Genomic DNA, 23,575 nt, shown 5'->3' on the forward strand with positions numbered 1-23,575 from the left:
TTGATACGATGGAGCCATAAATGGTTGAACGACTTACTTGGAAAAAGCTGGCTCTTGAGCTGGCTTTTTTTTATTTACCTTGGTTAATCATCGGCTGGTTCTTTGGTGGACTGACTTGGCTTTTATTGCTGGCAACCGTACTTGTGTTGCTATGGAATTTTTATCACCAGCTCAAGCTGTCTGATTGGCTTTGGAAAGAACGTAGTCTTACTTATCCTTCTAGATTAGGTAATTGGACGCCGTTGTTCAATGACATTCATCGATTACAAAAACGAAACCGCCGTCACCGTAAAGAGCTGGCCAACTTTATTCGTCGTTTCAGAAATGGTGCTGAATCCCTACCTGATGCCGTGGTGGTTTTCGAATATGAGGGCTCAATTGTTTGGTGCAATAAACTGGCACAAGAACTCCTTGGTTTTCGTATGCCAGATGATGCAGGACAATATATCGCTAATCTAATCCGGACCCCAGAATTTATTGAATACCTTGCCAGAGCGGAATTTTGTGATGCTTTTGAAATGCGTTCACCACTCCACGCATCTAACACTCTTGAATTCCGAACCATGCATTATGCTGTGGGTGAATATCTGATGGTAGTGCGTGACATAACTCAATTGAAACAACTTGAAGGAATGCGCCGGAATTTCTTTGCCAACGTGTCTCACGAATTACGTACACCTATGACGGTATTGCGCGGCTACTTAGAAATGTCAGAAGATCCTGGAATACTAGTAGGATCCATGTGGGTGAAAGCTCATGAGGTGATGATAGAACAGTTATCTCGTATGGAAGGGTTAGTTGAACAGTTACTAACACTGTCTAAAATTGAGGCCAGTATCAAAATCGCGCTTGATCAGCAAGTAGATGTTCCCACTATGCTTGACGCTCTCGAGAAAGAAGCACGGACTCTTAGCGGTAATCGAGCTCATGTGTTTAAGTTTGATATTGACTACTCATTGAAAGTGCTAGGTGATGAAGATCAACTTCGTAGTGCCATTTCCAACCTTGTTTATAATGCAGTGAAACACACGCCATCAGGAGCTGATATTAAAGTACTATGGTTCCTTTCACCTAAAGGACCAAGATTGGAGGTAATCGACACGGGTGAGGGTATCGAATCTCGACATATAGATAGACTCACTGAACGTTTTTATCGTGTTGACAAAGCACGTTCCCGTCAAACTGGGGGAAGCGGTTTAGGCTTAGCTATAGTGAAACATTCGTTGAATCACCATGAGTCAGAACTCGAAATAAAAAGTAAAGTGGGCAAAGGAAGTGTCTTCTCGTTCACACTGCCTGAGTCGCTGATATGTTAAAATGTTTTATCTATCATTTTTTTCATTTGTGTGTGTTGGTAACAAGAACTTTGCCGTAGATGGGTAGTAGATTACCGTTTGATCACCAATAAGACAATGCCGCTGGCAACTTACTCACGGTTGATTCAGATAGACTCACGCACTGCAACCGTTCGCTAAGCTCCTATTAACAGCTAAGATTATCCAGAGGTCTTACAGAAAGCAATGAACCTAAGATCTGCATAAGCGCTTGCTTATCAAGCCAAGTTATCTTGATGCTCGGCTTTTTTTAGTTGAAATAAATACGCGATGAGCCCGCCAGCAACTTGACCATAAAGCTGATACAACTACGGTGCTAAAAATGCTTGATTTAGGGTATGTTTTCTAATTTATCAAAAACGGTTTCAATAATAAATCATCTCCGTAACATCAAGCGATCCTAAAGTTTCACCACTTTGGGTTTCATATTTTTTACACACGTTATCAGTGTCACTCCCTTGTCTGCAAGTTCCCGCTACAATGAAACAGAGATATAACCTTTATCTCCGTATAAAAAACCCCAAAGCTCGTCAACCATTTCAAATACAGGCTTTCTATCATCCACATTAGCCGTCGTCACTTTAATCGAGATAATGCACCTTGGTCATTGATAATAAAGTGTAACTTTAAGCCGTAGAACCACCCTATCGTTCCTTTTCCTAGCTTCGAGGTACCTTTAAAAACCTGATGTCTAAAAATGCGTAGGTTGTAACAAACCTATAGTTTGGATGAATCAACGAAGGCAATCAATGATTGGTGAGTGAGGTAAATGCAAAGAGGATCCAGAACAACCTGTATGAGCTTGAGCATTTACGTGTAGCTAACTAATTCTGGAAATTCGTTGGTGAGATAGTGGCAAACAAAGTGGATGTAATAGGTTTTGAAGTCTCGATACCCAGATTAATAGAAAGCCATCACTATCGTCATCACTTCGCTAACTGAGAAGCGAGAAGGCTTGTTTCTTTGTTTGATACTGGAAGAAATTAGGTATTTTTCCCATGCAGGGAGGAAAGTCTGGCAGATGTCGACGACATCAGCGTCTAAATTATTCATGCCCAAGTCCTTATGCAGTTAATAGTTTTTTTAAACGATCAGATCTCGACTTAGGCATTTAGTTCATTTCTTATGCGCAGTTCAGGTTGATTTACTGATGACATGCAAAAAGTATGTCTGTACGATTACGGCAGATAATGGTCAAGAGTTTACTCATCATGAGATGATAGCAAAGGCTTTGGATATTAAAATTCACCTTTCTACACTTTACTCTTCATGGAAACAAGGGATAAATAAAAATTCTAATGGGCTTTTGATATAGTACATAAAAGAGGAAACAAAAATTAAAAATATCTACGGATGAAGAAATTACCTTCGATCAAGTAAGATTAGCTCATAGATCTAAGAAGTTTTTAGGGTTTAAGTGACCTGCCGTTATTTTTAAAGAAATAGTATTAACATCTTGATCGGAAGGCACCACAATTCATACTTGAATTGAAGCTGTGATATTCATGGTCTCTCCTCATTTAAAGAGGAACACAAGACTACAGGATGATCAGGAGTTCAACCTAGTTTATTAATTGGATCAGAAACATTCATGACTTTAAACCGGTGTCCACTCAATTTGAAAGATCCAGAAATAAACATACAACCCTCTCAGTAAGCTAGTTTTATATGTTTGAGTCTATTAGAGAATGGGTTCAAAAAATAAACTCCCTAATTGATAGTCTCCCTTAATATCCATCAATTGATCGTTATCATCAAAAGATAGTATTAATTTTTTATGCTTTGGTGTTGCATGGCTGGGCTTGAACCATTGAACGAAATACCATGTATTATCATAACCGGCTTCTACTAACATTGGCGACCCTAGCAGGAACTTTACTTGTTCCTTGTTCATGCCAAATTTGAGGTTTTTAACTGCGTTTTGGTCGATGTAATTTCCCTGATTAATATCTACATGATAAACCAGCTTATTAACACAAGAGCATCCAGCTAGACTGCCAAGGATAAATAATACCACAGCGAGGGTCTTACAACACATGACTTTTGCTTCTATTCCTTTCTCAATTAGAGTTGATAATAAACAAGCTATTGGAAGAAGTAAAACCTCTTACCAAAATTCAGCACTATACTACTTATTGAGAACTTGCTTTTTTAACATCAATGCCCCTAAATTAAAGTCTGAAGTGCGGTGCCTTCCGATCAAGATGTTAATACTATTTCTTTAAAAATAACGGCAGGTCACTTAAACCCTAAAAACTTCTTAGATCTATGATTAAATCTTCTCTTGACTGAAGATAATCATCATTGTTGATTAAATCAACCTCAAATCTGTATGAGCGCTTGCTTATCAAACCGAGTTATCTTAATGCTCGGCTTCTTTAGTTAAAATAAATACGCAATGAGCTCTACCCGAAAATTGACCATAAAGTTGATACAACTACGGCGCCAAAAATGCTCGATTTGGGATATGTTTTTTAATTGATCAAAACTGGTTTCAATAATAAATCATTTTCGGAGCATCAGGCAGTTCCACCGTTTCATCACTTTGGATTTCATATCTTTTTTCATACCCGTTATCAGTGTTACTCCCTTATCTGTAAGTTCCCGCCCAATGGACTAGAGATATAACCTTTGTCTCCGTAGAACCACCCCATCGTTTTTTTTCCTCGCTTCGCGGTACATTTAAAAACCTGATGTCTGAGAATGCCTAGGTTGTAACAAACCTGTAGCTTGGACGAATCAACGAAGGTAATCCCTGACGGTGAGGTAAAGGCAAACAAAGTGAATGTAATAGATTTTGAAATCTCGATACCCCGAGTGATGGCAAGCTATCACTATCGTCATCACTTCGCGAACTGAGAGGCGAGAAGGCTTATTTCTTTGTTTGATACCGGAAGAAATTAGGTGTTTTTCCTATGCATGGGGAAAATTCTGGTAGAAGTCGTCAACATCGACAAAATAGCGTCTAAGTTAATTCATGCTCAAGCCCTTATGTAGTCAATAGTTTTTTTCAAACGATCAGATCGTAACTTTGGCATTTAGTTCATTTCTTATGCGCAACTCAGATTAAAACAGGCCTATAACGCACTGATCACAATCTTCTTTGACAATCTTAATTTGTCTACTGGTAAACAGGCATACTGCGTCTTATAACTTTATTCATCGCTTTCATATTTTCCAGCGTTCTACCAACTTGAGTATTATAATCACGAAGAGTAAGTTTAGGGCTAGGTAACTATTTATAGCGAAATATTGCTGTCTCTGCTAATGAGATTTTGTAATAACCTCTTCCTTTTTTAGCTCCGCCAATTTATCTTTTTCTAACGTCTTTACCTCTTCATTTCTAGGATCCCCTTCCTCCCAGTACCCTGCGTTTCTTCTAGGTGGAATACTGGGCGTTATTCCTTTATTTTTCAATAAGTGGTGACATGCTCTTATGTCAGAGGATCCATCAGCACTGACTTGCTGTATCTTTCGTCGTAATGTGTTAAATCATGTAGGTGAAACCTCATTGTCACCTACAGAAACTAGGCTAACTTCTGCGGCAATAACCTCATAAGTAAAAACATCAACTGCAAGATGAAGTTTGCGACAGATATGCCACTTATCCTTACCGTGTTTACGCGTTTTACATTCGTCTTCGCTGTAGGCTTGTGGTATCAATAACAACTTGGGCGATAGCGCCTCAACTCAGAAAATGGTACTTAACTTCTACGGTTTTGAATGCTTACTAATGCAAGTATATGTAGGGGATCTCAGCGGGACATTCATCAACGGAAGCACCTCATTGAGAACGCCATCTAATGCACAAATTTGGAGCTTGAAAATACCTTTCATCATTAGTGATGTTTCAATCACGGTATCCGAAAATATAAACCTACGTCCACGATGACCCTGATGCTTTAAACAATGCCATGCCTTAATGGCAACATCGTCTATCCAAAAAGTCACTAAGCTCTCGGTTTACTAATTCTTGATTATAGTGTTTCCAGTTGCTAATCTTGTGTTTGGCCTTTCCCATCTTCCTCTCCTGCTTAACTTCATGAGGATCTGATTGTAGGAATTGGAGTTAGTTCAGATAGTTAGGAAACAACGCCATTAAGGGTAATACTTTTACATGAGTTATCTTGATTATAGAATTCGGTATGTGGGCATTCTAGTATTAACTTGCCTCAGATGTAAATATTTTATATAGCTGACTTTAATACGATCTAGTTGTTATCTCCAGAACCACACTGTGTGTATTTGTAATCATTGGCTTACATGCACAAACGCTTACTTTTTCAGGAGAATCGATTGTACGGTTGATTTTTATAACTTGCTGGGTAAAATTGCCGACCATATGGAAGATCATCTAGAGATTTAAACTATTACTCTGATATCAATAACACTCATTATAGGAATGTAGCATGGTCAAACACCTGTTTACTTCAGAATCGGTTTCAGAAGGTCACCCAGACAAAATTGCTGACCAAATTTCAGATGCTATACTTGACGCAATTTTGGAGCAGGATTCTAAAGCCAGAGTTGCCTGTGAAACATATGTCAAAACCGGCATGGTCATGGTGGGTGGTGAAATTACAACTTCTGCATGGGTTGATATCGAAGAACTGACGCGTCAAACCGTTCGTGAGATTGGTTATATTCATTCAGACATGGGTTTTGATGCAGATTCTTGTGCAGTATTGAATACCATCGGTAAACAGTCCCTTGATATCAATCAAGGCGTTGACCGTATAAATCCGAAAGAACAAGGTGCTGGTGATCAAGGCATAATGTTTGGTTACGCCTGTAACGAAACAGAAGTGCTCATGCCTGCTCCGATTACGTACTCACACCGTTTGGTTCAGCGTCAAGCCAAAATGCGTAAGAACGGTACTTTGCCATGGTTACGTCCAGATGCAAAATCACAGGTAACTCTTCAGTACGACCAAGGCAAGATCGTGGCTATCGAGGCGGTTGTTCTGTCGACGCAACATTGTGACACCATTTCTACACCTGATCTTCGTGAAGCAGTTATGGAAGAGATCATAAAACCGGTACTTCCCACTGAATGGCTGACCAAAGAAACGAAATTTTTTATCAATCCAACTGGTCGTTTTGTTATTGGTGGTCCTATGGGTGACTGCGGTCTGACAGGTCGTAAAATTATCGTTGACACCTATGGTGGTATGGCACGTCACGGAGGTGGAGCTTTCTCAGGCAAAGATCCATCTAAAGTCGACCGTTCAGCGGCCTACGCTGCACGTTATGTAGCAAAAAACATAGTTGCGGCAGGAATGGCTGATCGCTGTGAAATACAATTGTCTTACGCTATCGGCATCGCAGATCCGACATCGATCATGGTCGAGACATTCGGTACCGAAAAAGTGACTCACGACACCATTATTGAAGCAATTCGCCAACACTTTGACTTGCGTCCATATGGACTGCAAGAAATGCTTAATTTACTGAAACCTATTTACAAAAAGACCGCAGCTTATGGCCACTTCGGGCGCGAGGAATTTCCTTGGGAAAAGACCGATAAAGTAGAAGCATTGAAAGATTTTCTCTAAATTAACCTGAGCTGCAGATAGGAAATGAACTAAATGTCCAAGTCGCGATCTGAGTAGTTTTAAAAAACTATTGACTGCATAAGGACTTGGGCATGAATAACTTAAATGCTATTTTTGTCGACTTCTGCCAAACTGTCCTCCCTGCATGGGAAAACACTTAATTTCTTCCGGTGTCAAACAACAAAACAAGCCTTTTCGTCTCTCAATTAGCGAAGTGATGACGATAGTGATAGCTTGCCATCAAGCGAGATATCGAGACTTCAAAACCTATTACATTCACTTTGTTTGCCGTTACCTCACCGTCAAGCAAGGCCGACAGGGATTACCTTCGTTGATTCGTCCAAGCTACAGGTTAGTCACAACCTACGCATTCTCAGACAGTAGGTTTTTAAATGTACCTCGAAGCGAAGAAAAGGGACGATGGGGTGGTTTTACCGAGGTAAATTACACCTTATTATCAATGACCAAGGTGGCATTATCTCAGTCAAATTAATGACGGATACCGTGGTTGATAGAAAGCTTGTATCGGAAATGACTGACGAGCTTTTTGGGTGTTTATACGGAGATAAAGGTTATATCTCTAGTTCATTGTAGCGGGAACTTGCAGACAAGGGAGTGACACTGATAACGGGTATAACAAACATGAAACCCAAAGTGATGAAAATTTGGAACCACCTGATGCTCCGGAAACGATTTATTATTGAAACCGTTTTTGACCAACTAAAAAACATATCCCAAATCGAGCATTCTCGGCACAGTAGTTGTATCAGCTTTATGGTCAACTTGCTGGCGTGGATTATCGTGTATTCATTTCAACCAAAGAAGCCGAGCATCAAAATAACTCGGTTTGATAAGCAAGCGCTTATGCAGATCTTAGCTTAACTGAAACTAATTTTATTTTTTAGGTAGAATTAGTCCTTGGTTTATGTCAATTAGATCTTGCTCACTCAACGTACCTACTGCTTCACGCAGTTTCAGGATATTCAGGATATAGTCGTAACGTGCATTAGATAAGTTGCGGTTCGCATCGTACAGGCGCCTAGTCGCGACCAGTACATCCACGATGGTACAGGTACCAACTGCGAAGCCTGCTTTTGTTACTTCCAGCGCGGAATTTTGGGAAACCACTGTCTGACCATACGCACGTAACGTACCAATACTGGCGTTGATGTTGTTATAAGACGCACGAACATTTTTCATTGTGCTCCGATAAATGCTTTGAAGAGACTCAGATATCGCAACGTAATTGAATTGAGCTTTTTTCACGCTCGCATCAATACGACCACCAGAATAGAGAGGAACAACGAGTTTTATACCTACAGAGAGCTGATTATAGTCAATATCTCGTGTGGAATTGCTTCTGTTTTTCTGATCAAGCAAGTCGTAACCTGTGCTTAAAGTGAGCAATGGCAGGTGGCTAGACTTTGCTAAACTGATTCGTTCTTTTGCGATATCCCGTGAAATTCTCGATACTAGCAAGTTAAGATTTTTTTCTTTTGCTTGTTCAAGAAGGGCGTTAAGGCTCTGTTTTGGTTGGCTTGCTGAAAAGGATTTCGTATTCAGTACATTGAGTTTAGTATGCACTTGTCCAGTAATCTCATGTACCTCTTCATAACTGTTGAGAACTTCATTTTCTGACAAAATCTCTCTCGCCAATACTGAGTCATATTGAGCTTGTGCATTATGAACATCAGTGATCGCGGAAAGACCCACTTTAAAACGTTGCCTCATTTGCACGAGCTGTCGACCAACAGCAACTTTTTCCGCACTGATAAGAGTCAGTCCATCAATAGTTCGCAAAACATGAAAGTATGCTTGAAAAACGCGAAGAATAAGTTTTTGTTGTTGCATGGCATACACGGCATCCTCTTTACGTGCCCTAATCTCAGCAATATCTAGGTTGATCCAGCTATTGCGGTTGAACAGTTCCTGATTCAGGGCAATACCTACGTTCAGACTGTTCGTATTAGATAAATCCGATGTGATACTGGCTTTGCTGTTAAGATTGAGGTTAAAACCCGCATTTAAATTGATTTGTGGAAGAATGACACTGCGTGAGGCGTTGATAGCTGTAAACGCCTCATCACGTTTTGCTATCGCTTGCAACAATAACGGATCACTTCGTTTCGCTTGCTCGTAAATTTGTACTAAATCATCGGCGTTAACTAGAGCACTTGTAGTGCTAAGCATAATTCCGATGAGAAATGGAAGAAATTCCTTCATATAGGTAATCCCTGAATCTGTCGTATTTTAATACATCGCTAGGTGGCATTAACCTATTGTAGGCCATGGATTTTCACCTAGAACTGACAATCCGATGATTTGTTGAGAACAAATTAATGGTTAAATAAGACTAAATTTTAGTGTGATTAAAATAGTTCTGCAATGCGTACCAAAAAAGTAAACGTTCGAGATTGCCGTCAATCAGATGCGATAGTTATTATTCACCTCCTATCTCAAAGTTGATATGGAATGCCCGTGATACAAAAAAAACAACTAAACCAATTTGGACAAAATGATGTTCAAATTGACGCAAGTAACCTTGTCTATAATGGTCACTTTAAAATAATCAAGTATCATTTTCGTCATCGCATGTTCGCTGGTGGCTGGAGTAATACAATTGAAAGAGAATTGTTTGAGCGTGGAAATGCCGTCGCGATGCTCCCTTATGACCCTGTCACAGACAAAGTGGTATTGATTGAGCAAATTCGGGTGGGTGCGATGATATCAAGTGAATCTCCATGGCAGTTAGAAATAGTGGCGGGAGTCATTGACGAAAGTGAAACGACAGAGTTAGTTGCAATACGAGAAGCCCAAGAAGAAGCAGGTTTACCCGTTAAGAGACTAATATTTATGACCAGTTATTTATCAAGTTCTGGAGGCTGTTCTGAACGGATAACACTCTACCTTGGATTGGTGGATTCAACGACTGCCGAAGGTCTCCACGGTTTGCCCGATGAGGGGGAAGATATACGGGTGCACGTTGTTCCTAGAAAAACAGCATATCAGTGGGTGGTTGATGGAAAAATTGAAAATGCAGCATCGGTCATTGCGTTGCAATGGTTAGCTCTTAATCAGAGAAAGTGGTGATAGAATACTCAAAAATGCACTCAACAGCCATATATAAGTCTGTAAAAACGATTAGTTTAATGTGAAATAGTAAAATCAGAGTATAGAGTTCCTCTAGGAACTCTATCTGTGAATGTACATAAACTAACCACAGATCTGCATAAGCGCTTGCTTATCAAACCGAGTTATTTTGATGCTCGGCTTCTTTGGTTGAAATAAATACACGATAATCCCCGCCAGCAAGTTGACCATAAAGCTGATACAACTATGGTGCCAAAAATGCTCGATTTGGGATATGTTTTTTAGTTGGTCAAAAACGGGTTTAATAATAAATCGTTTCCGTAGCATCGGCTGGTTCAAAAGTTTCATTACTTTTGGTTTCCTGTTTTTTACACCCGTTATCAGTGTCACTCCCTTGTCTGCAAGTTCCCGCTCCAATGAACTAGAGATCTAACCTTTATCTCCGTATAAACACCCCCAAAACTCGTCAGTCATTTCCGATACAAGCTTTCTATCAGCTACGGGATCTGTCATTCCTTTGACTGAGATAATGCCACCTTGGTCATTGATAATAAGGTGTGATTTGCCTCCGTAGAACCACCCCATCGTTCCTTTTCCTCGCTTCGAGGTACATTTAAAAACCTAATATCTGAAAATGCGTAGGTTGTGACCAACCTGTAGCTTGGACGAATCAACGAAGGTAATCCCTGTCGGCCTTGCCTGACGGTGAGGTAACGGCAAACAAAGTGAATGTAATAGGTTTTGAAGTCTCGATATCTCGCTTGATGGCAAGCTATCACTATCGTCATCACTTTGCTAATTGAGAGACGAAAAGGCTTGTTTTGTTGTTTGACACCGGAAGAAATTAAGTGTTTTCCCATGCAGGAAGGACAGTTTGTCAGAAGTAGACGAAAATAGCATCTAAGTTATTCATGCCCAAGTCCTTGTGCAGTCAATAGTTTTTTAAACTACTCAGATCGCGACTTGGACATTTAGTTTATTTCTTATGCGCAACTCAGGTTAAACTAATTACGACAAACCGATAAAGTTAATGCTGAATCAGCATGAAGTCGGATAATCCTACCTAGGATGTAGATACAAGGCAACGAGTTACAAGTCAACATTGTCCAGTTAACTTGGTATACCACTATATTAAGCACTTATCAGTATGTAGATTTCCCGAAATTTAACCGGACTATGAACTATGATTATCCCAATCTACATATGCTCCGGTGTGATGTGAAGTATTAGATTAACGTGTTCTTCCTCTACCTACAAAACGATTTTAAGAAACTCAGTACTATTTATTAGGTGACATGTTAGATACATGGATTATGACGGCACATAATAAATCGTGTGCTGAGGTTATGTATTCAATAAATTGAAGAATTCATTCCCTAAACAGAAACTAACTTATTGAACAAAAAACCGTGTGATGAATAGGTGCGAAATAACACAATAACAGTTGCTTACAATCAGGATTCTCAAAACGTTGCGGATTTGTCATTTACTTAGTCAATGCAGCCAAACCGTTCGGTTGTTGCAAATTACGGATACCCATCTTTTCGCAGACCCTTATAGAAGTTTGTTAGGGGTGAATACGGCTGCCAGTTATCAAGCAGTTGTAGACGAGATTCAACGTAAAAATGTTGTGTTTGATGCCATCATTGCCACGGGTGATTTATCTCAGGATCACTCAACGGCCTCTTATCAGCGTTTTGCAGAGGGTATTTCAAACTGGTCACAACCGTGTTACTGGCTACCAGGTAACCACGATTGCCAGCCAAAAATGAGGACTGTATTCGAGCAACCTACCTTGGTAGGTTGTGACCAAGTATTGATGGGTGAATATTGGCAACTAATTATACTAGATAGCCAAGTAAAAGGCTTGCCACATGGACGATTGACGGTGGAACAGCTTACTATGTTGGAAATAGCGTTAATATCCCATCCTAAAAGATACGGGTTGGTGTTGATGCATCATCATCCTTTAGCAGCAGGCAGTTCATGGCTTGATCAACATCAACTTAATAATCAGGACGCATTTTGGTCGAGTGTGGAAAAGTATGATAATGTTAAAGGTGTGGTCTGTGGCCACATTCATCAAGCGTTGGACATTCATCATGAGGGTCGTCGTGTGATGGCGGCACCGTCCACATGTATACAGTTTTTACCTGATTCAAGTAATTTTGCATTGGATTCTACCAATCCTGGCTGGCGTGAAATTCTATTACATCAAGACGGTAAGATTTCAAGTGAGATCGGACGTTTAAAAGGCAAAGTCTTCTGTCCTGACATGCATTCAACTGGGTACTGAACATATCAGTGAGGTTGCGCTATATTTACGGATTGTATAATCCACAGTTGTCGTGTAAGTAATGATGAAAATGAGGCAGTAGTGTGATTTCCACCGTCCCGATATAAAAGCTGGAAATTCTGAGACTAGCTTGCTACCCTATCGCTGAATAATCTAAATAACTGGTGATAAAGCTAGCAACGTTATTATCGTATCTGTTTGCTTGTATAGCCCTCTTAGGTGGCTATTTCACCATATAACTCGATGGTAAATACGGGTTTCTTATAGGATTGCTTAATACTTTTGTGAAACAGTATGACTGTTGTCTCGAGTATTTAGGATCGAAAAAATCACCTATGCGGGTGAACAATGGCTGCTAACATCGCATGACATGCATGCATTAGGCAAACTGGATACTGGACCCATTCCTCATCCTGAAACGATTCAGATGTTGCAGCAGCAGGGATATGAAGTTCTGAATTATCGACAAGATGTTGCCAAATATGAGGGATGTAATCAAACAGTTGACAAGCGTGGTATTCACATATTTGTTGGCTTTAAAAAAGCCCACGCTAAAATTATTCAATTCCTAGGTCTGTGAGTATATTTCACAGAAAAAATTCTTCAATCAATGTAATGCTTTGAGAAGCTAGAGAGCTTTCATCACCCATGTGACAAATCTAAAAAGCCATCCATTTATGACAGATCAAGTTTATAACGCAGGATGCATTGAAGTCCTCAATGGTCTTGAACCGGTGCAGCGTCGCCCTAGTATGTATACAGATACGACTCGTCCTAATCACCTCGGTCAGGAAGTCATCGATAACAGTGTTGATGAGGCATTGGCAGGCCATGCACGTAAAATAGAAGTTGTCCTTTATTCCGATCAATCTCTTAAAGTCATCGATGATGGACGAGGGATACCAGTAGATATCCATCCTGAAGAAAGGGTATCTGGTGTTGAACTGATCCTTTGTAAACTACACGCAGGTGGTAAGTTCTCCAACAAAAGCTACCAATTCAGTGGAGGTTTGCATGGTGTGGGTCTTTCTGTGGTGAATGCCCTTTCAAAAAGAGTTGAAGTCACTGTCAAACGTGATGGAAAGATTTACAAAATTTCATTTGAACACGGTAACAAAGTACAAGAACTTTCTGTTGTTGGAACGTGTGGCCGTCGCGCAAAAGGGACTAGTGTCCATTTTTGGCCAGATCCTGTGTACTTTGATTCACCAAAATTATCTGTTTCTCGCATGAAAAACATCCTCAAAGCCAAAGCTGTGTTATGTCCAGGACTTGAGGTCGTGTTTACCGATAAAAACATCAATGAGACAGTTAGATGGTACTATGAAAGTGGCTTGAAAGGTTACCTTTCAGAAGGTGTCAAGGGGTATGAAGTTTTGCCAGATAAGCCGTTTGTAGGTAACTTCACTACGCCATATGAAGTTGTCGATTGGGCTGTAATTTGGTTACCAGAAAGCAGTAAACTTATTACTGAAAGTTATGTTAACCTGATCCCTACCATACAAGGTGGTACTCACGTTAACGGATTTCGCCAAGGTCTACTGGATGCAATGCGAGAGTTTTGTCAATTCCATAACTTGTTACCGCGGGGCGTGAAGCTGGCGCCTGAAGATATTTGGGATTGCTGTGCGTATGTGTTGTCAGTAAAAATCCAGGATCCGCAATTTGTTGGTCAAACCAAAGAACGCCTTTCATCTCGTCAGTGTGCCGCATTCGTATCTGGTGTAGTGAAAGACTCGTTCAGTCTATGGCTGAATGAACGTCCACAAGTGGCGGAAAAATTGTCTGAAAGATGTATTGTCAACGCACATAGGCGAATGCGTGCCGCGAAGAAAGTGGTGCGTAAAAAAGTGTCTTCTGGTCCAGCTCTTCCAGGTAAATTGAGTGATTGTTCGCTGCAGGATTTATCGCGTACCGAACTATTTCTTGTCGAGGGTGACTCGGCTGGTGGTTCGGCAAAACAAGCACGTGACCGTGAGTTTCAAGCCATCATGCCATTGCGCGGAAAAATATTAAACACATGGGAAGTATCCACCGATCAGGTTCTCTCCTCACTGGAAGTACATGATATCTCTGTTGCTCTAGGAATTGATCCTGCCAGCGATGATTTGAGTGGTTTACGTTATGGAAAAGTGTGCATCCTAGCCGATGCAGATTCGGATGGACTGCACATTGCAACTCTTCTGTGCGCATTGTTCTTCAAACATTTCCGTGCTCTGGTGGCGGCAAATCACGTGTATGTGGCCATGCCACCACTATACCGTATCGACTGTGGTAAAGAAGTGTTCTATGCACTAGATGATTCCGAAAAAAACGGCATTTTGGAAAGCCTTAGCCAAAAACGTGTTAAAACCGATGTGCAGCGATTTAAAGGTTTGGGTGAAATGAACCCATTACAGCTTCGAGAAACCACCATGGATCCAAACACCCGTCGTTTGGTGCAACTCACCATTGATGATAATCATGCCACGGATTGTATGATGAATATGCTACTTGGAAAAAAGCGTGCTGAAGACCGCCGATATTGGCTGCAAGAAAAAGGTGACATGGCTGAGTTGTGCGAAATTTAACTGAATCCTTAGGATTGGATGTTTTAAATGAGTGAAATCACTTATGATGGAATTGAGCGACTTCCGCTTAGGAAGTTCACTGAGGATGCATATCTTAACTATTCGATGTACGTCATCATGGATCGTGCTCTGCCGTTTATCGGAGATGGGCTGAAACCGGTACAGCGCCGTATTATTTTTGCTATGTCTGAACTAGGTCTGTCAGCTACCGAAAAGTACAAAAAATCAGCCCGTACAGTGGGTGACGTATTGGGCAAATATCACCCACACAGTGACTCCGCCTGCTATGAAGCTATGGTGTTGATGGCACAGGCATTTTCTTATCGGCACCCTTTGGTGGATGGTCAGGGTAACTGGGGTGCACAGGATGATCCTAAATCCTTCGCTGCGATGCGTTATACCGAATCTCGTCTGTCCAACTTCTCCGAAGTCTTACTAAGTGAGATTAATCAGGGAACCGTTGATTGGAAACCAAACTTTGATGGCTCCTTAAAGGAACCTAAAACACTTCCTGCTCGTTTGCCACACATTCTGTTGAATGGAGTGACAGGTATTGCCGTTGGCATGGCAACTGATATTCCACCGCACAATGTACATGAAATTGCTAATGTTTTGGTCGCATTAATTGACTCACCAAACATGGATTTAGATAACGTCCTTGAATATGTAAAAGGCCCAGATTATCCAACTAAAGCGGAAATTATCACTCTTAAAGTGGATCTTAAGAGGCTGTACTGTAGTGGTAAAGGCTCTATTAGAATGCGTGCTTGCTGGCATATGGAAAATGGTGAGATTGTCATTACAGCATTGCCACATCAAGTATCTGGTGCTAAATTACTTGAACAGATTGCTAGTAAAATACGCATGAAAAAACTGCCGATGGTGGAAGATCTTCGTGATGAGTCTGATCATGAAAACCCGACTCGTATTGTGATCATGCTACGTTCAAGTCGTGTTGATTTTGACCAGTTGATGAACCACCTGTTTGCCTCGACCGATCTTGAGCGTAGCTATCGTGCAAACCTGAATATGATAGGACTAAATGGTCGACCTCAAGTAAAAGGCTTACTTCAAATTCTGACCGAATGGTTGGAATTCCGTCGTATTACTTTGCATCGACGTTTGCAGTATAGTTTGGATAAAGTACTGGTGCGCCTACACACTCTTGAAGGTTTGTTGGTGGCATATTTCAACATTGATGAAGTAATTGAGATCACTCGCATAAAAGACAATCCAAAAGCGACGTTGATGCAGCGTTTTAAGTTGAGTGTAAAGCAATCTGAAATGATTCTAGAAATCAAACTTAGGCAGTTAGCCAAACTGGAAGAGTTAAATATACGTGTCGAAAAAGATAAATTATGCAGAGAACGCGATCATCTTGAGGAATTACTAAGATCTGAAGATCGTTTTAACATACTAATGAAGAACGAAATTAAGGCTGATGCTGAGAAATACGGGGATGAACGTCGTTCTCCTCTTGTCGTGCGTGAAGAAGCTAAAGCTATGACAGAGCGCGATCTAATGCCTAGTGAACAAATCACTGTGGTTTTATCAGAAAAAGGTTGGATACGTCATGCGAAAGGACACGATGTTGATCCAAACATACTAAGTTACAAATCAGGTGATAACTTCCTTGCCGCAGCATGTGGTAAAAGTAATAATCAGATCGTATTAATTGGCTCTGATGGTCGAAGCTATGCACTAGAATCACACCATCTTCCGTCATCTCGCAGTCAAGGTGAGCCTATTACAGGTCGATTGAATATCACAGCAGGCACATCAATTCGCCATGTTATGATGGGTGAAAATGATAATATGGTGTTAATGGCGTCAGATGTAGGATATGGTTTTGTGTGTAAGTATGATGATCTCCTGTCAAAAAATCGCAGCGGAAAGGCATTATTAAGTTTGCCACAAGCTGCAAAAGTAATGCCACCTCTGAAAGTCGGTGACATTGTAAATGATGATATCCTCGTAATCACCAATGAAGGCCGCATGTTAGTTTTCCCAGTGAAAGAGTTACCTCAATTAGGTAAAGGAAAAGGTAATAAGATCATTAATATTCCTACTGTTAATGCCAAAGCACGTAGGGGATGTCTAGTACAACTGTTCATTGTTCCAAAAGGGGCAAGAGTTACCTTGCATGCAGGTAAGCGTAAATTGTCTCTTAAGCAAACTGATATGGATAGATTCCGAGATAAACATGGTCAACCAGGCTGGTTGTTACCACGTGGCTTACAGCGTGTCACTTCGATTACCATTTCGACACTAGACAAAGTGTCTAGTTGAGATACGTGATTACTGAAAATACAATATCCGAATGCATCCATAGGAATGAAGATGTCCCTGCATCTAGTTCATTTAATTGAAGTGATTAAAGAGATGGACTTTGACGATAGCTACGTATTCTCCTCACAATTTAATACAGCCAAAACCTGTACTCTTCACTTCTATAGAGGAACATTCACCTAAATTTAGATAATAACTACAACACTTGTACTCTAGCGTAAAATAAGAAGTAAACTACCAAAAGAGGGATGATCTTCTCTCCAAGAGAAAAAAGCAGTACTACCATGAATTATCATCAGTGGATTGTAAAAAAAGATACCAAATTGCAGCTAGTCTGGAACTGGAGATACCAATCTCCGATATTGTAAAAACAATCAAATACCATCGTATCTCAGTTCATCGAGAGCCAAAAAGATACTGTGATAACGGTTTTTATTACCCTAAACTTTTTAAGTTCTATCAACGAATAATTGTAATCGAGCAAGCAAATACAAAATACCCACAGATCAAAAATATTTCTTGTATCTGTTAATCAACACGATTGAAGTCAAAGCAAATATCACAGGTACTAACTAATGCAAAAGCACCCGTCAGCCATGAGTGAATTTAGAGTTTTGTCGCAACCTATAAATGGCAAGGAGGCAAGCTCTATTGTTACTAAAGGCAGGGATAAAATCGATATGGAGAAAACCTCCAAGAAAAGGAGACAACCCTTAAAAACGCGTTCTCCATTGATGAGCGATCATCGTTTATAGAGAATCAGAAATGATTTGCTAATTGAGAAATTAATACAGTTTTAGGTTAGGTATTCAATAAGTTAATTTCCGTCTAAAAAATGGATTTCTTCATAGTTACAAATCCTATTTGTAAACATAATATTGGCAGTAATAGACAACTGGTTTACAAGTCATTCTAAACGAACAATTCAACTTATTGAATACATGACGCATCTTTTAGGCAAACATTGTACTGTTGCTATAGTCACGATATTAGAACGTAAAAGCCGTTTTTATTTAACTAAATAAGTGACATCGAAATCAGCATCTGACGTCACCTCAGCAATAATTGATTTACTGATGCCATCAAAAAGCAGGTCTGTCCGATTACGACAGATAATGTAGAAATTTTACTCATTATGAAGAAACAACAAAATCTTTGGATATTGAAAGTCACTTTGCCCACCGTTTTAATCTTCATGGAAACGAGGTAAAAAAATTTTTTATGGGATTTTGAGCCAGTATGTGAAGAAATGGCCAAACTTTAAAATGGTCACGAATAGCGATATTACCTTCGCTTAAGCAAGGAGTAATCATCATCCTAAGGAATGTTTAGGATTTAAGTATCCTCCCGTTATTTTAAAAGAAATGGTATTAGAAGCGTGGTTGGAAAGTATTGTATTTCAAGCTCGAAGGCATGCTTACCCATCTTTCGATTCATCTATTTTAGGAGAAAAAATGTACTTAATACTGAGACTGTTGGTTGTCACGGTGTTTGCGATTATCATGCTTGTTTTCGGTTGTGGTTATTGTTTATTTAGTCCAAAAAATCCCAAACATGTTCACAGATTTGGTCTTTTGTTCGGAAAGCTATCGTATTTATTTGGTATCAAATTGGACTTACGTCAATCTGAGGCGTCCAAAGCAATTGGCACCTTCGTCTACGTTTCCAATCATCAAAGTTCTTGGGATCTGGTTACGGTATCTAATGCCGTGCGCCCTAGAACCGTAACAGTAGGTAAAAGGAGTCTAGCCTTTATTCCGATATTCGGTACCCTCTATTGGTTGACAGGTAATATTTTAATTGATCGCAATAACCGCAATAAAGCCATGAGTACCATTGGTCAGGTAATCAAAAAGATCAGAGAAAATAATGTGTCTGTATGGCTGTTCCCTGAGGGGACACGTTCACGTGGTCGTGGGATACTCCCATTTAAAACAGGTGCATTTCATATAGCGGTTGGGGCGGGCGTTTCAATTGTACCTATCGTGTGTAGTTCTACGGGACATTTGAGTCTGTTACTGGGTGACAACGGCCATATTATTGTCGAAATCATGGATCCTATTTCAATCAAAGGCTATGGCAAAGAACAAGTGCGAAAATTATCGAGGTATTGCCATGATGTTATGGCGATAAAATTGGCAGAGCTGGATGCAGAAGTCGCTAAGCTCAATAAGAAGGGAGCTATGATCAAATCTGGTGTACAGATTCCAGAGCAGTATCCTGATGATTGACATTTGTTTCATGGGTGCTATCTCTAAATTTCACGCCTTTGATGATATCTGCGAGTAATTTAAAGCCTCTCAGGCTACGCCAGTTAACCTCAGCGGTTCGCATCAGTTTACAAACAATTGCAGTGTCGTTTTTTGGCTTTCACAATTCTTGGTGTTATTCATTCTTAGTCTCACTGTTGCAAACATTGATTTAATGGGGTTGGTCGTTCGAATATGTGTCCAGTGCTCGGAGGGAAAATCGTAAAATGCCCGTATTTCCACTTTGTCTTTGGTCAGGCACTCTGCTGCTTTGGGATATTTAGCACCATATCGTGTTTCGAACTGTCCAAAGGCTTTCTGTACCTCTTCTTGTGTCTCCGCCATCCAGATATCATGAAGCGTTTCTTTTATTTTTGGTTGAACAGATTTTGTGGCTGTGTTTAATGCATTGACTGTTTTGTGTACCCAGCAGCGCTGATGACACGACGTTGGCCAATACTTTGCCACTGCATTCCAGAAACCGAAAGCACCATCAACAACGGAGAACACTTCCTTGCGGCCGGCATCATCGACACCGATGACAACAAGCAGGAAAAGCTTATCATCCATCCTAACTTTGCAGTAAAAACCATCGGCTAAAATGTAGACATATCACTGTTTACTTAGATCGCGCTTACGCTACTGGTTGTATTTTACTTCCCACTGCTGTGTGAATCGAGAAATAATATTTACTGACAACCCCTTGGCTTACTTACCTAAGAGCGATTCCAAGTCTGACTGCATAGCGCCCGTTGATATCCCCCGCAGATAAAGCCAAGGAATAGCTCTTCTATGGTTTTGATTCACTTGAAATAGGGTAGAACTAGTGTCTTGTTGAACTTGATCTCGCTCCCTGTTCTATCTCGAACCGTTGTAACGTTGATGACAATGTCGCCGAGCCCAGTTTGTGGATGCAGCTCACCATTGCGAACCACTCCCTAATTTCCATTAGCTTGGAGTGATGTAAAATTATCAAGCAAGGATTGAACCTCTGCTTCTATAGCTTGAGATAACAACTGCTGTATACCTTGTTTTAGCAGTTCATTAAGCAGGTTTTATAGTTTATAAAACTCGGTAACGTTATGATTATTGTCCATGCGTGTATTCCTTGTTGGTTATTGATCTAACAATATCAATCAATAGGTTACACCACATTATTTCCTACCCATACACCAGAAATCACGATAGCTCCATAAGAAGAAATAAAATACATTATTTGTTGAACAAAAGTATATATACACAAACAATTGAAGATATTTTTTTAGAAATCATCAGGGTATTCAATTCGAAATAAATCCTCATAGGAATAATTAATCGATTTCACATGGATGAAACAACGAAATATGCGAAAAAAAATATCTTCCACTAGGACTGGATTTCTCATACCACGCGCGGTGCGGTCAGTATTGAAAATATATCATTACACTTTTAAAAGGATGCCTTGATCACGAAATCAATAAATCTCGATAAAACCTGTATCTTCAAGTTATTTTGGTAGATATCACGGTAGGAAAGAGCGTAGGATGTAGTCTGTATCTTACCAGTTTATAGGTAAACAAGTGTGCTTACAAAATTGTAGGTATTCATCACGTTTGATGTGGCTATCAGACCAGAAAAAAGAGATACTGGATGCTGAATTAAATAGAGTAGGGAAATGTCACAGGCTTAATTTCTTTCGGTCATAATTTCGCGAGAAAACACTTTCTCACAATATCTACATTTCAAATATACATCATCCGATTTCAATACCACTTTGAAACTGCTTTCTATGGCTTCTTCATCATGAGTAATACAGTTAGTGTTCGGGCAATAGAACACTCCATTGATGGTGCTTGGTAAGGTCAGTGGTAGCTTGGCAACCACTGCATAATTTTCAATTTGATTAACGGTGGCTTTCGGTGCATACAGTGCCAATTGCTTAGCTTGCTCTTCGTTGATGAAGATGTTTTCAATCTTGATTATATCTTTCGCATTTAATACAGAAGAATGCAAGTTAAGACCTATTGTTACCCGTTCACAGGTATTATATAGTTTAAAGAGTTTCATAACCTTAAAACCAATATTTGCTGGAATATGGTCAATTACAGTACCATCTTTAATTGCTTCAACCTGCAGTTTTGTTTCTTTGACCATTTACGTGCACTCCCTGCTTCATAGTTCTTTGTTAATGACCAACGCCAGTAATGCTTGTCGCGCATATACTCCATTTTCGGCCTGTTGGAAATAGTAGGCATATGGGGTTTTATCAACCGCGACGGTAATTTCATCGACCCTTGGAAGGGGGTGGAGTACTTTAAGGTTGCTACGTGCATGCTCAAGTACGGGTGTATCAAGAATAAATGATTCTTTGATGTGGGCATATTCTGATTCATCGAACCGTTCTTTCTGTACACGAGTCATATAGATAATATCAAGCTCTGATACTACTTCTTCGATAGTTTCATGAGGCCGATATGTAATGCATGCTTCGTTGAGCTCTTCTAATATATACTCCGGCATCGCAAGTGCTTCAGGGGAAATGAAGTAGAAGTGATTGTTGTTGAATTTCGATAGCGCCTGAGCCAATGAGTGTACGGTACGTCCGTATTTGAGATCACCAACCATAGTGATGTTGAGATTGTCGAGACGTCCTTGGGTTTCATAAATACTGAAGAGATCTAGCAACGTTTGTGTAGGGTGCTGGTTTGCACCATCACCACCATTAATCACTGGCACACCATTGGAAAATTCGGATGCTAAACGTGCTGAACCTTCTTTTGGATGACGAATCACAAAGGCATCGACGTACGAGGAGATCACTTGAACAGAGTCAGACAAAGTCTCGCCTTTTTTACCAAAAGAGGTATGACTGCCATCTGGAAAACCTATCACACTCCCGCCAAGACGCTGTACCGCAGTTTCGAATGACAAACGGGTACGGGTAGAAGCTTCAAAGAAGCAACTTGCAACGACTTTATTTTGCAGCAACATTGGGTGTGGGAGAGCTTTCAACTTACCAGCTGTGTCGACGATCAACTCCAATTCTTCACGAGACAATTCTGGAATCGAGATGATATGTTTGCTGTACAGCGAGGTCACCATGTCTTCTCTTTTACTGTGGATAGTATATTCTGATCAAAAAAACCTCCTTGATCAGGAGGTTTTTTCTCAAAGTACAGTGATTATAAAATACATTATCTATACCATAAGTATGGCACGTTCCATGCCTTCTACGAGCTATCGTTAATTATACACCTATTCTCTATCAGGTACAAGGGTTCATCTGTTTTACCGTTGGCAACTAAGAAATATGTCTATATCCAGAGAACTTAAAGATATAGGTTTCAGCGAGCTCTACTGGTGTCATGATCAAGCCCTCCATTTGTAAGTGGAATAATCTCAATCAAAAATGGATAACACTAAACATGACGTTAGTAACGTTCTCCCTACGGGAGACTCTTAGGGCACCCATTCGTCATTAAATCCCCGTGAGATAGGTTGATTATTTTATGAGCCCTTGCCTAGAACTAAACGCACGGGTGACCTTTGAAATCAAGCATATTTAAGTTGTTTGAGTATATTGTGTGAGTATTCTTATTTTGTGGTAATAGGTAGGTGTCTCTCAATAATAACATTCAAGCTCATATAAAAAGTGTAGTTTAGTGTCGGTTGTACCGCTAGTATACCGAGGGTACAGCACTGTTCAAAGCTAAGCACAGATATGCCAATTTACCAACTCGACGGTGAACTCAATACCATCTTGTTTCAACATACCTGTCAACGGAGCAATAAAACTACTTTTAAGGTAGAAATTAAAGTGCATATCCCAGATAATTTTTACAGTGTATACTCTCATCATCTTGCATTGAAGATGGCTAAATAAACCTGCTCCAACACCAAGCACACGCTGACTTTTCGTTGTATTTCAGAGAAAAGAAAGACGTTCATTCATGAGCCTCTCAGCACGCATACGTCACCCGATGTAATTGGCGGCGAACTGGTTCTAAAGTACGATGTGTTACTCAGTAAAAACACTATTTACCGTATATATGGAATGACAAGAGTAATGGCGGGGCGCTATACAAGGATCTTCCCCACCATAGCAAACCCTACAAAATCAAAATGAGAAGAGGCGATAAAAAAGAATCGTGTTGACATTAAGAAACGGCCTAAGATCACAAACAAAAAGACAGTGTCTGGTCATTTCGAAATT

At 40.1% G+C, this 23,575-nt stretch carries 13 protein-coding genes and 7 pseudogenes; 9 read left to right on the forward strand and 11 right to left on the reverse strand.

Going from position 1 to position 23,575, the window contains the following annotated elements; all coding sequences use genetic code 11:
- The first annotated feature begins 20 nt into the window (after nucleotides 1-20).
- Nucleotides 21-1,316, forward strand: a complete 1,296-nt coding sequence (gene phoR, locus BTN49_RS02990) for a phosphate regulon sensor histidine kinase PhoR (RefSeq protein ID WP_097355942.1) — start codon at nucleotides 21-23, stop codon at nucleotides 1,314-1,316.
- A gap of 268 nt (nucleotides 1,317-1,584) precedes the next feature.
- Here the strand turns inward: phoR and BTN49_RS21805 are convergent.
- From BTN49_RS21805 to BTN49_RS03010, 4 genes and pseudogenes are all read right to left on the reverse strand, one after another.
- Nucleotides 1,585-2,387 (reverse strand): annotated as a pseudogene (locus BTN49_RS21805) (IS982 family transposase).
- A gap of 628 nt (nucleotides 2,388-3,015) precedes the next feature.
- Nucleotides 3,016-3,372: an outer membrane protein assembly factor BamE gene (gene bamE / locus BTN49_RS03000; protein WP_097355943.1), complete on the reverse strand. Its 357-nt coding sequence runs from the start codon at nucleotides 3,370-3,372 to the stop codon at nucleotides 3,016-3,018.
- Nucleotides 3,373-3,716: 344 nt separating this feature from the next.
- Nucleotides 3,717-4,292, reverse strand: a pseudogene (locus tag BTN49_RS20190) (transposase); the annotation flags it as partial.
- A gap of 163 nt (nucleotides 4,293-4,455) precedes the next feature.
- Nucleotides 4,456-5,355: pseudogene (locus tag BTN49_RS03010) on the reverse strand (IS5 family transposase).
- Nucleotides 5,356-5,743: 388 nt separating this feature from the next.
- Here BTN49_RS03010 and metK point away from each other — a divergent pair.
- Both metK and BTN49_RS03020 read left to right on the forward strand, forming a co-directional pair.
- On the forward strand, nucleotides 5,744-6,889 hold the full coding sequence (gene metK, locus BTN49_RS03015) for a methionine adenosyltransferase (RefSeq protein ID WP_097355944.1): 1,146 nt from the start codon (nucleotides 5,744-5,746) through the stop codon (nucleotides 6,887-6,889).
- A gap of 92 nt (nucleotides 6,890-6,981) precedes the next feature.
- Nucleotides 6,982-7,771, forward strand: a pseudogene (locus tag BTN49_RS03020) (IS982 family transposase).
- Nucleotides 7,772-7,783: 12 nt separating this feature from the next.
- Here BTN49_RS03020 and tolC read toward each other — a convergent pair.
- Nucleotides 7,784-9,112 (reverse strand): outer membrane channel protein TolC, encoded by a 1,329-nt coding sequence (tolC, locus tag BTN49_RS03025; protein WP_097355945.1) that lies wholly within the window; start codon nucleotides 9,110-9,112, stop codon nucleotides 7,784-7,786.
- Nucleotides 9,113-9,367: 255 nt separating this feature from the next.
- Between tolC and nudF the strand changes: the two genes are divergently transcribed.
- Complete coding sequence (gene nudF, locus BTN49_RS03030) at nucleotides 9,368-9,979, forward strand: ADP-ribose diphosphatase (RefSeq protein WP_394336625.1); 612 nt, start codon at nucleotides 9,368-9,370, stop codon at nucleotides 9,977-9,979.
- Nucleotides 9,980-10,102: 123 nt separating this feature from the next.
- Here nudF and BTN49_RS17165 read toward each other — a convergent pair.
- Both BTN49_RS17165 and BTN49_RS21810 read right to left on the reverse strand, forming a co-directional pair.
- Nucleotides 10,103-10,692, reverse strand: a pseudogene (locus BTN49_RS17165) (IS982 family transposase); the annotation flags it as partial.
- Between the two features lie 3 nt (nucleotides 10,693-10,695).
- Nucleotides 10,696-10,892 (reverse strand): annotated as a pseudogene (locus BTN49_RS21810) (IS982 family transposase); the annotation flags it as partial.
- 558 nt (nucleotides 10,893-11,450) lie between these two features.
- Here BTN49_RS21810 and cpdA point away from each other — a divergent pair.
- From cpdA to BTN49_RS03065, 5 genes are all read left to right on the forward strand, one after another.
- Entirely contained in the window at nucleotides 11,451-12,275 is an 825-nt protein-coding gene (cpdA, locus tag BTN49_RS03040; RefSeq protein WP_097355947.1) for a 3',5'-cyclic-AMP phosphodiesterase, read from the forward strand.
- A 301-nt stretch (nucleotides 12,276-12,576) separates the two neighbouring features.
- Nucleotides 12,577-12,855 carry a YqiA/YcfP family alpha/beta fold hydrolase gene (locus BTN49_RS03045; protein ID WP_158523586.1) on the forward strand — a complete coding sequence of 93 codons (279 nt, stop codon included), beginning with the start codon at nucleotides 12,577-12,579 and terminating at the stop codon, nucleotides 12,853-12,855.
- Nucleotides 12,856-12,952: 97 nt separating this feature from the next.
- Entirely contained in the window at nucleotides 12,953-14,845 is a 1,893-nt protein-coding gene (gene parE, locus BTN49_RS03050; protein WP_097355949.1) for a DNA topoisomerase IV subunit B, read from the forward strand.
- A 27-nt stretch (nucleotides 14,846-14,872) separates the two neighbouring features.
- Nucleotides 14,873-17,134 (forward strand): DNA topoisomerase IV subunit A, encoded by a 2,262-nt coding sequence (gene parC / locus BTN49_RS03055; protein ID WP_097355950.1) that lies wholly within the window; start codon nucleotides 14,873-14,875, stop codon nucleotides 17,132-17,134.
- 1,454 nt (nucleotides 17,135-18,588) lie between these two features.
- Nucleotides 18,589-19,365, forward strand: coding sequence for a 1-acylglycerol-3-phosphate O-acyltransferase (locus tag BTN49_RS03065; protein ID WP_097356064.1), 777 nt, complete (start codon nucleotides 18,589-18,591; stop codon nucleotides 19,363-19,365).
- Here BTN49_RS03065 and BTN49_RS03070 read toward each other — a convergent pair.
- From BTN49_RS03070 to BTN49_RS13765, 4 genes and pseudogenes are all read right to left on the reverse strand, one after another.
- Nucleotides 19,322-20,435 (reverse strand): annotated as a pseudogene (locus BTN49_RS03070) (transposase). The gene BTN49_RS03065 and the pseudogene BTN49_RS03070 overlap by 44 nt on opposite strands.
- A 613-nt stretch (nucleotides 20,436-21,048) precedes the next feature.
- Nucleotides 21,049-21,516, reverse strand: coding sequence for an aspartate carbamoyltransferase regulatory subunit (pyrI, locus tag BTN49_RS03075; RefSeq protein ID WP_097355952.1), 468 nt, complete (start codon nucleotides 21,514-21,516; stop codon nucleotides 21,049-21,051).
- A gap of 18 nt (nucleotides 21,517-21,534) precedes the next feature.
- Nucleotides 21,535-22,464, reverse strand: coding sequence for an aspartate carbamoyltransferase (gene pyrB, locus BTN49_RS03080; protein ID WP_097355953.1), 930 nt, complete (start codon nucleotides 22,462-22,464; stop codon nucleotides 21,535-21,537).
- Nucleotides 22,465-23,071: 607 nt separating this feature from the next.
- On the reverse strand, nucleotides 23,072-23,221 hold the full coding sequence (locus BTN49_RS13765) for a hypothetical protein (protein WP_158523587.1): 150 nt from the start codon (nucleotides 23,219-23,221) through the stop codon (nucleotides 23,072-23,074).
- Between the last annotated feature and the right edge of the window lie 354 nt (nucleotides 23,222-23,575).

The sequence above is a fragment of the Candidatus Enterovibrio escicola genome (genome assembly GCF_002464935.1).
Taxonomy (GTDB): domain Bacteria; phylum Pseudomonadota; class Gammaproteobacteria; order Enterobacterales; family Vibrionaceae; genus Enterovibrio; species Enterovibrio escicola.

Excerpts from the sequence above, each read along its gene's own strand:
- phoR (WP_097355942.1), top strand. The coding sequence starts at position 21 with ATGGTTGAACGACTTACTTGGAAAAAGCTGGCTCTTGAGCTGGCTTTT.
- bamE (WP_097355943.1), bottom strand. The coding sequence starts at position 3,372 with ATGTGTTGTAAGACCCTCGCTGTGGTATTATTTATCCTTGGCAGTCTA.
- metK (WP_097355944.1), top strand. The coding sequence starts at position 5,744 with ATGGTCAAACACCTGTTTACTTCAGAATCGGTTTCAGAAGGTCACCCA.
- tolC (WP_097355945.1), bottom strand. The coding sequence starts at position 9,112 with ATGAAGGAATTTCTTCCATTTCTCATCGGAATTATGCTTAGCACTACA.
- parE (WP_097355949.1), top strand. The coding sequence starts at position 12,953 with ATGACAGATCAAGTTTATAACGCAGGATGCATTGAAGTCCTCAATGGT.
- parC (WP_097355950.1), top strand. The coding sequence starts at position 14,873 with ATGAGTGAAATCACTTATGATGGAATTGAGCGACTTCCGCTTAGGAAG.
- BTN49_RS03065 (WP_097356064.1), top strand. The coding sequence starts at position 18,589 with ATGTACTTAATACTGAGACTGTTGGTTGTCACGGTGTTTGCGATTATC.
- pyrI (WP_097355952.1), bottom strand. The coding sequence starts at position 21,516 with ATGGTCAAAGAAACAAAACTGCAGGTTGAAGCAATTAAAGATGGTACT.
- pyrB (WP_097355953.1), bottom strand. The coding sequence starts at position 22,464 with ATGGTGACCTCGCTGTACAGCAAACATATCATCTCGATTCCAGAATTG.
- BTN49_RS13765 (WP_158523587.1), bottom strand. The coding sequence starts at position 23,221 with ATGATGAGAGTATACACTGTAAAAATTATCTGGGATATGCACTTTAAT.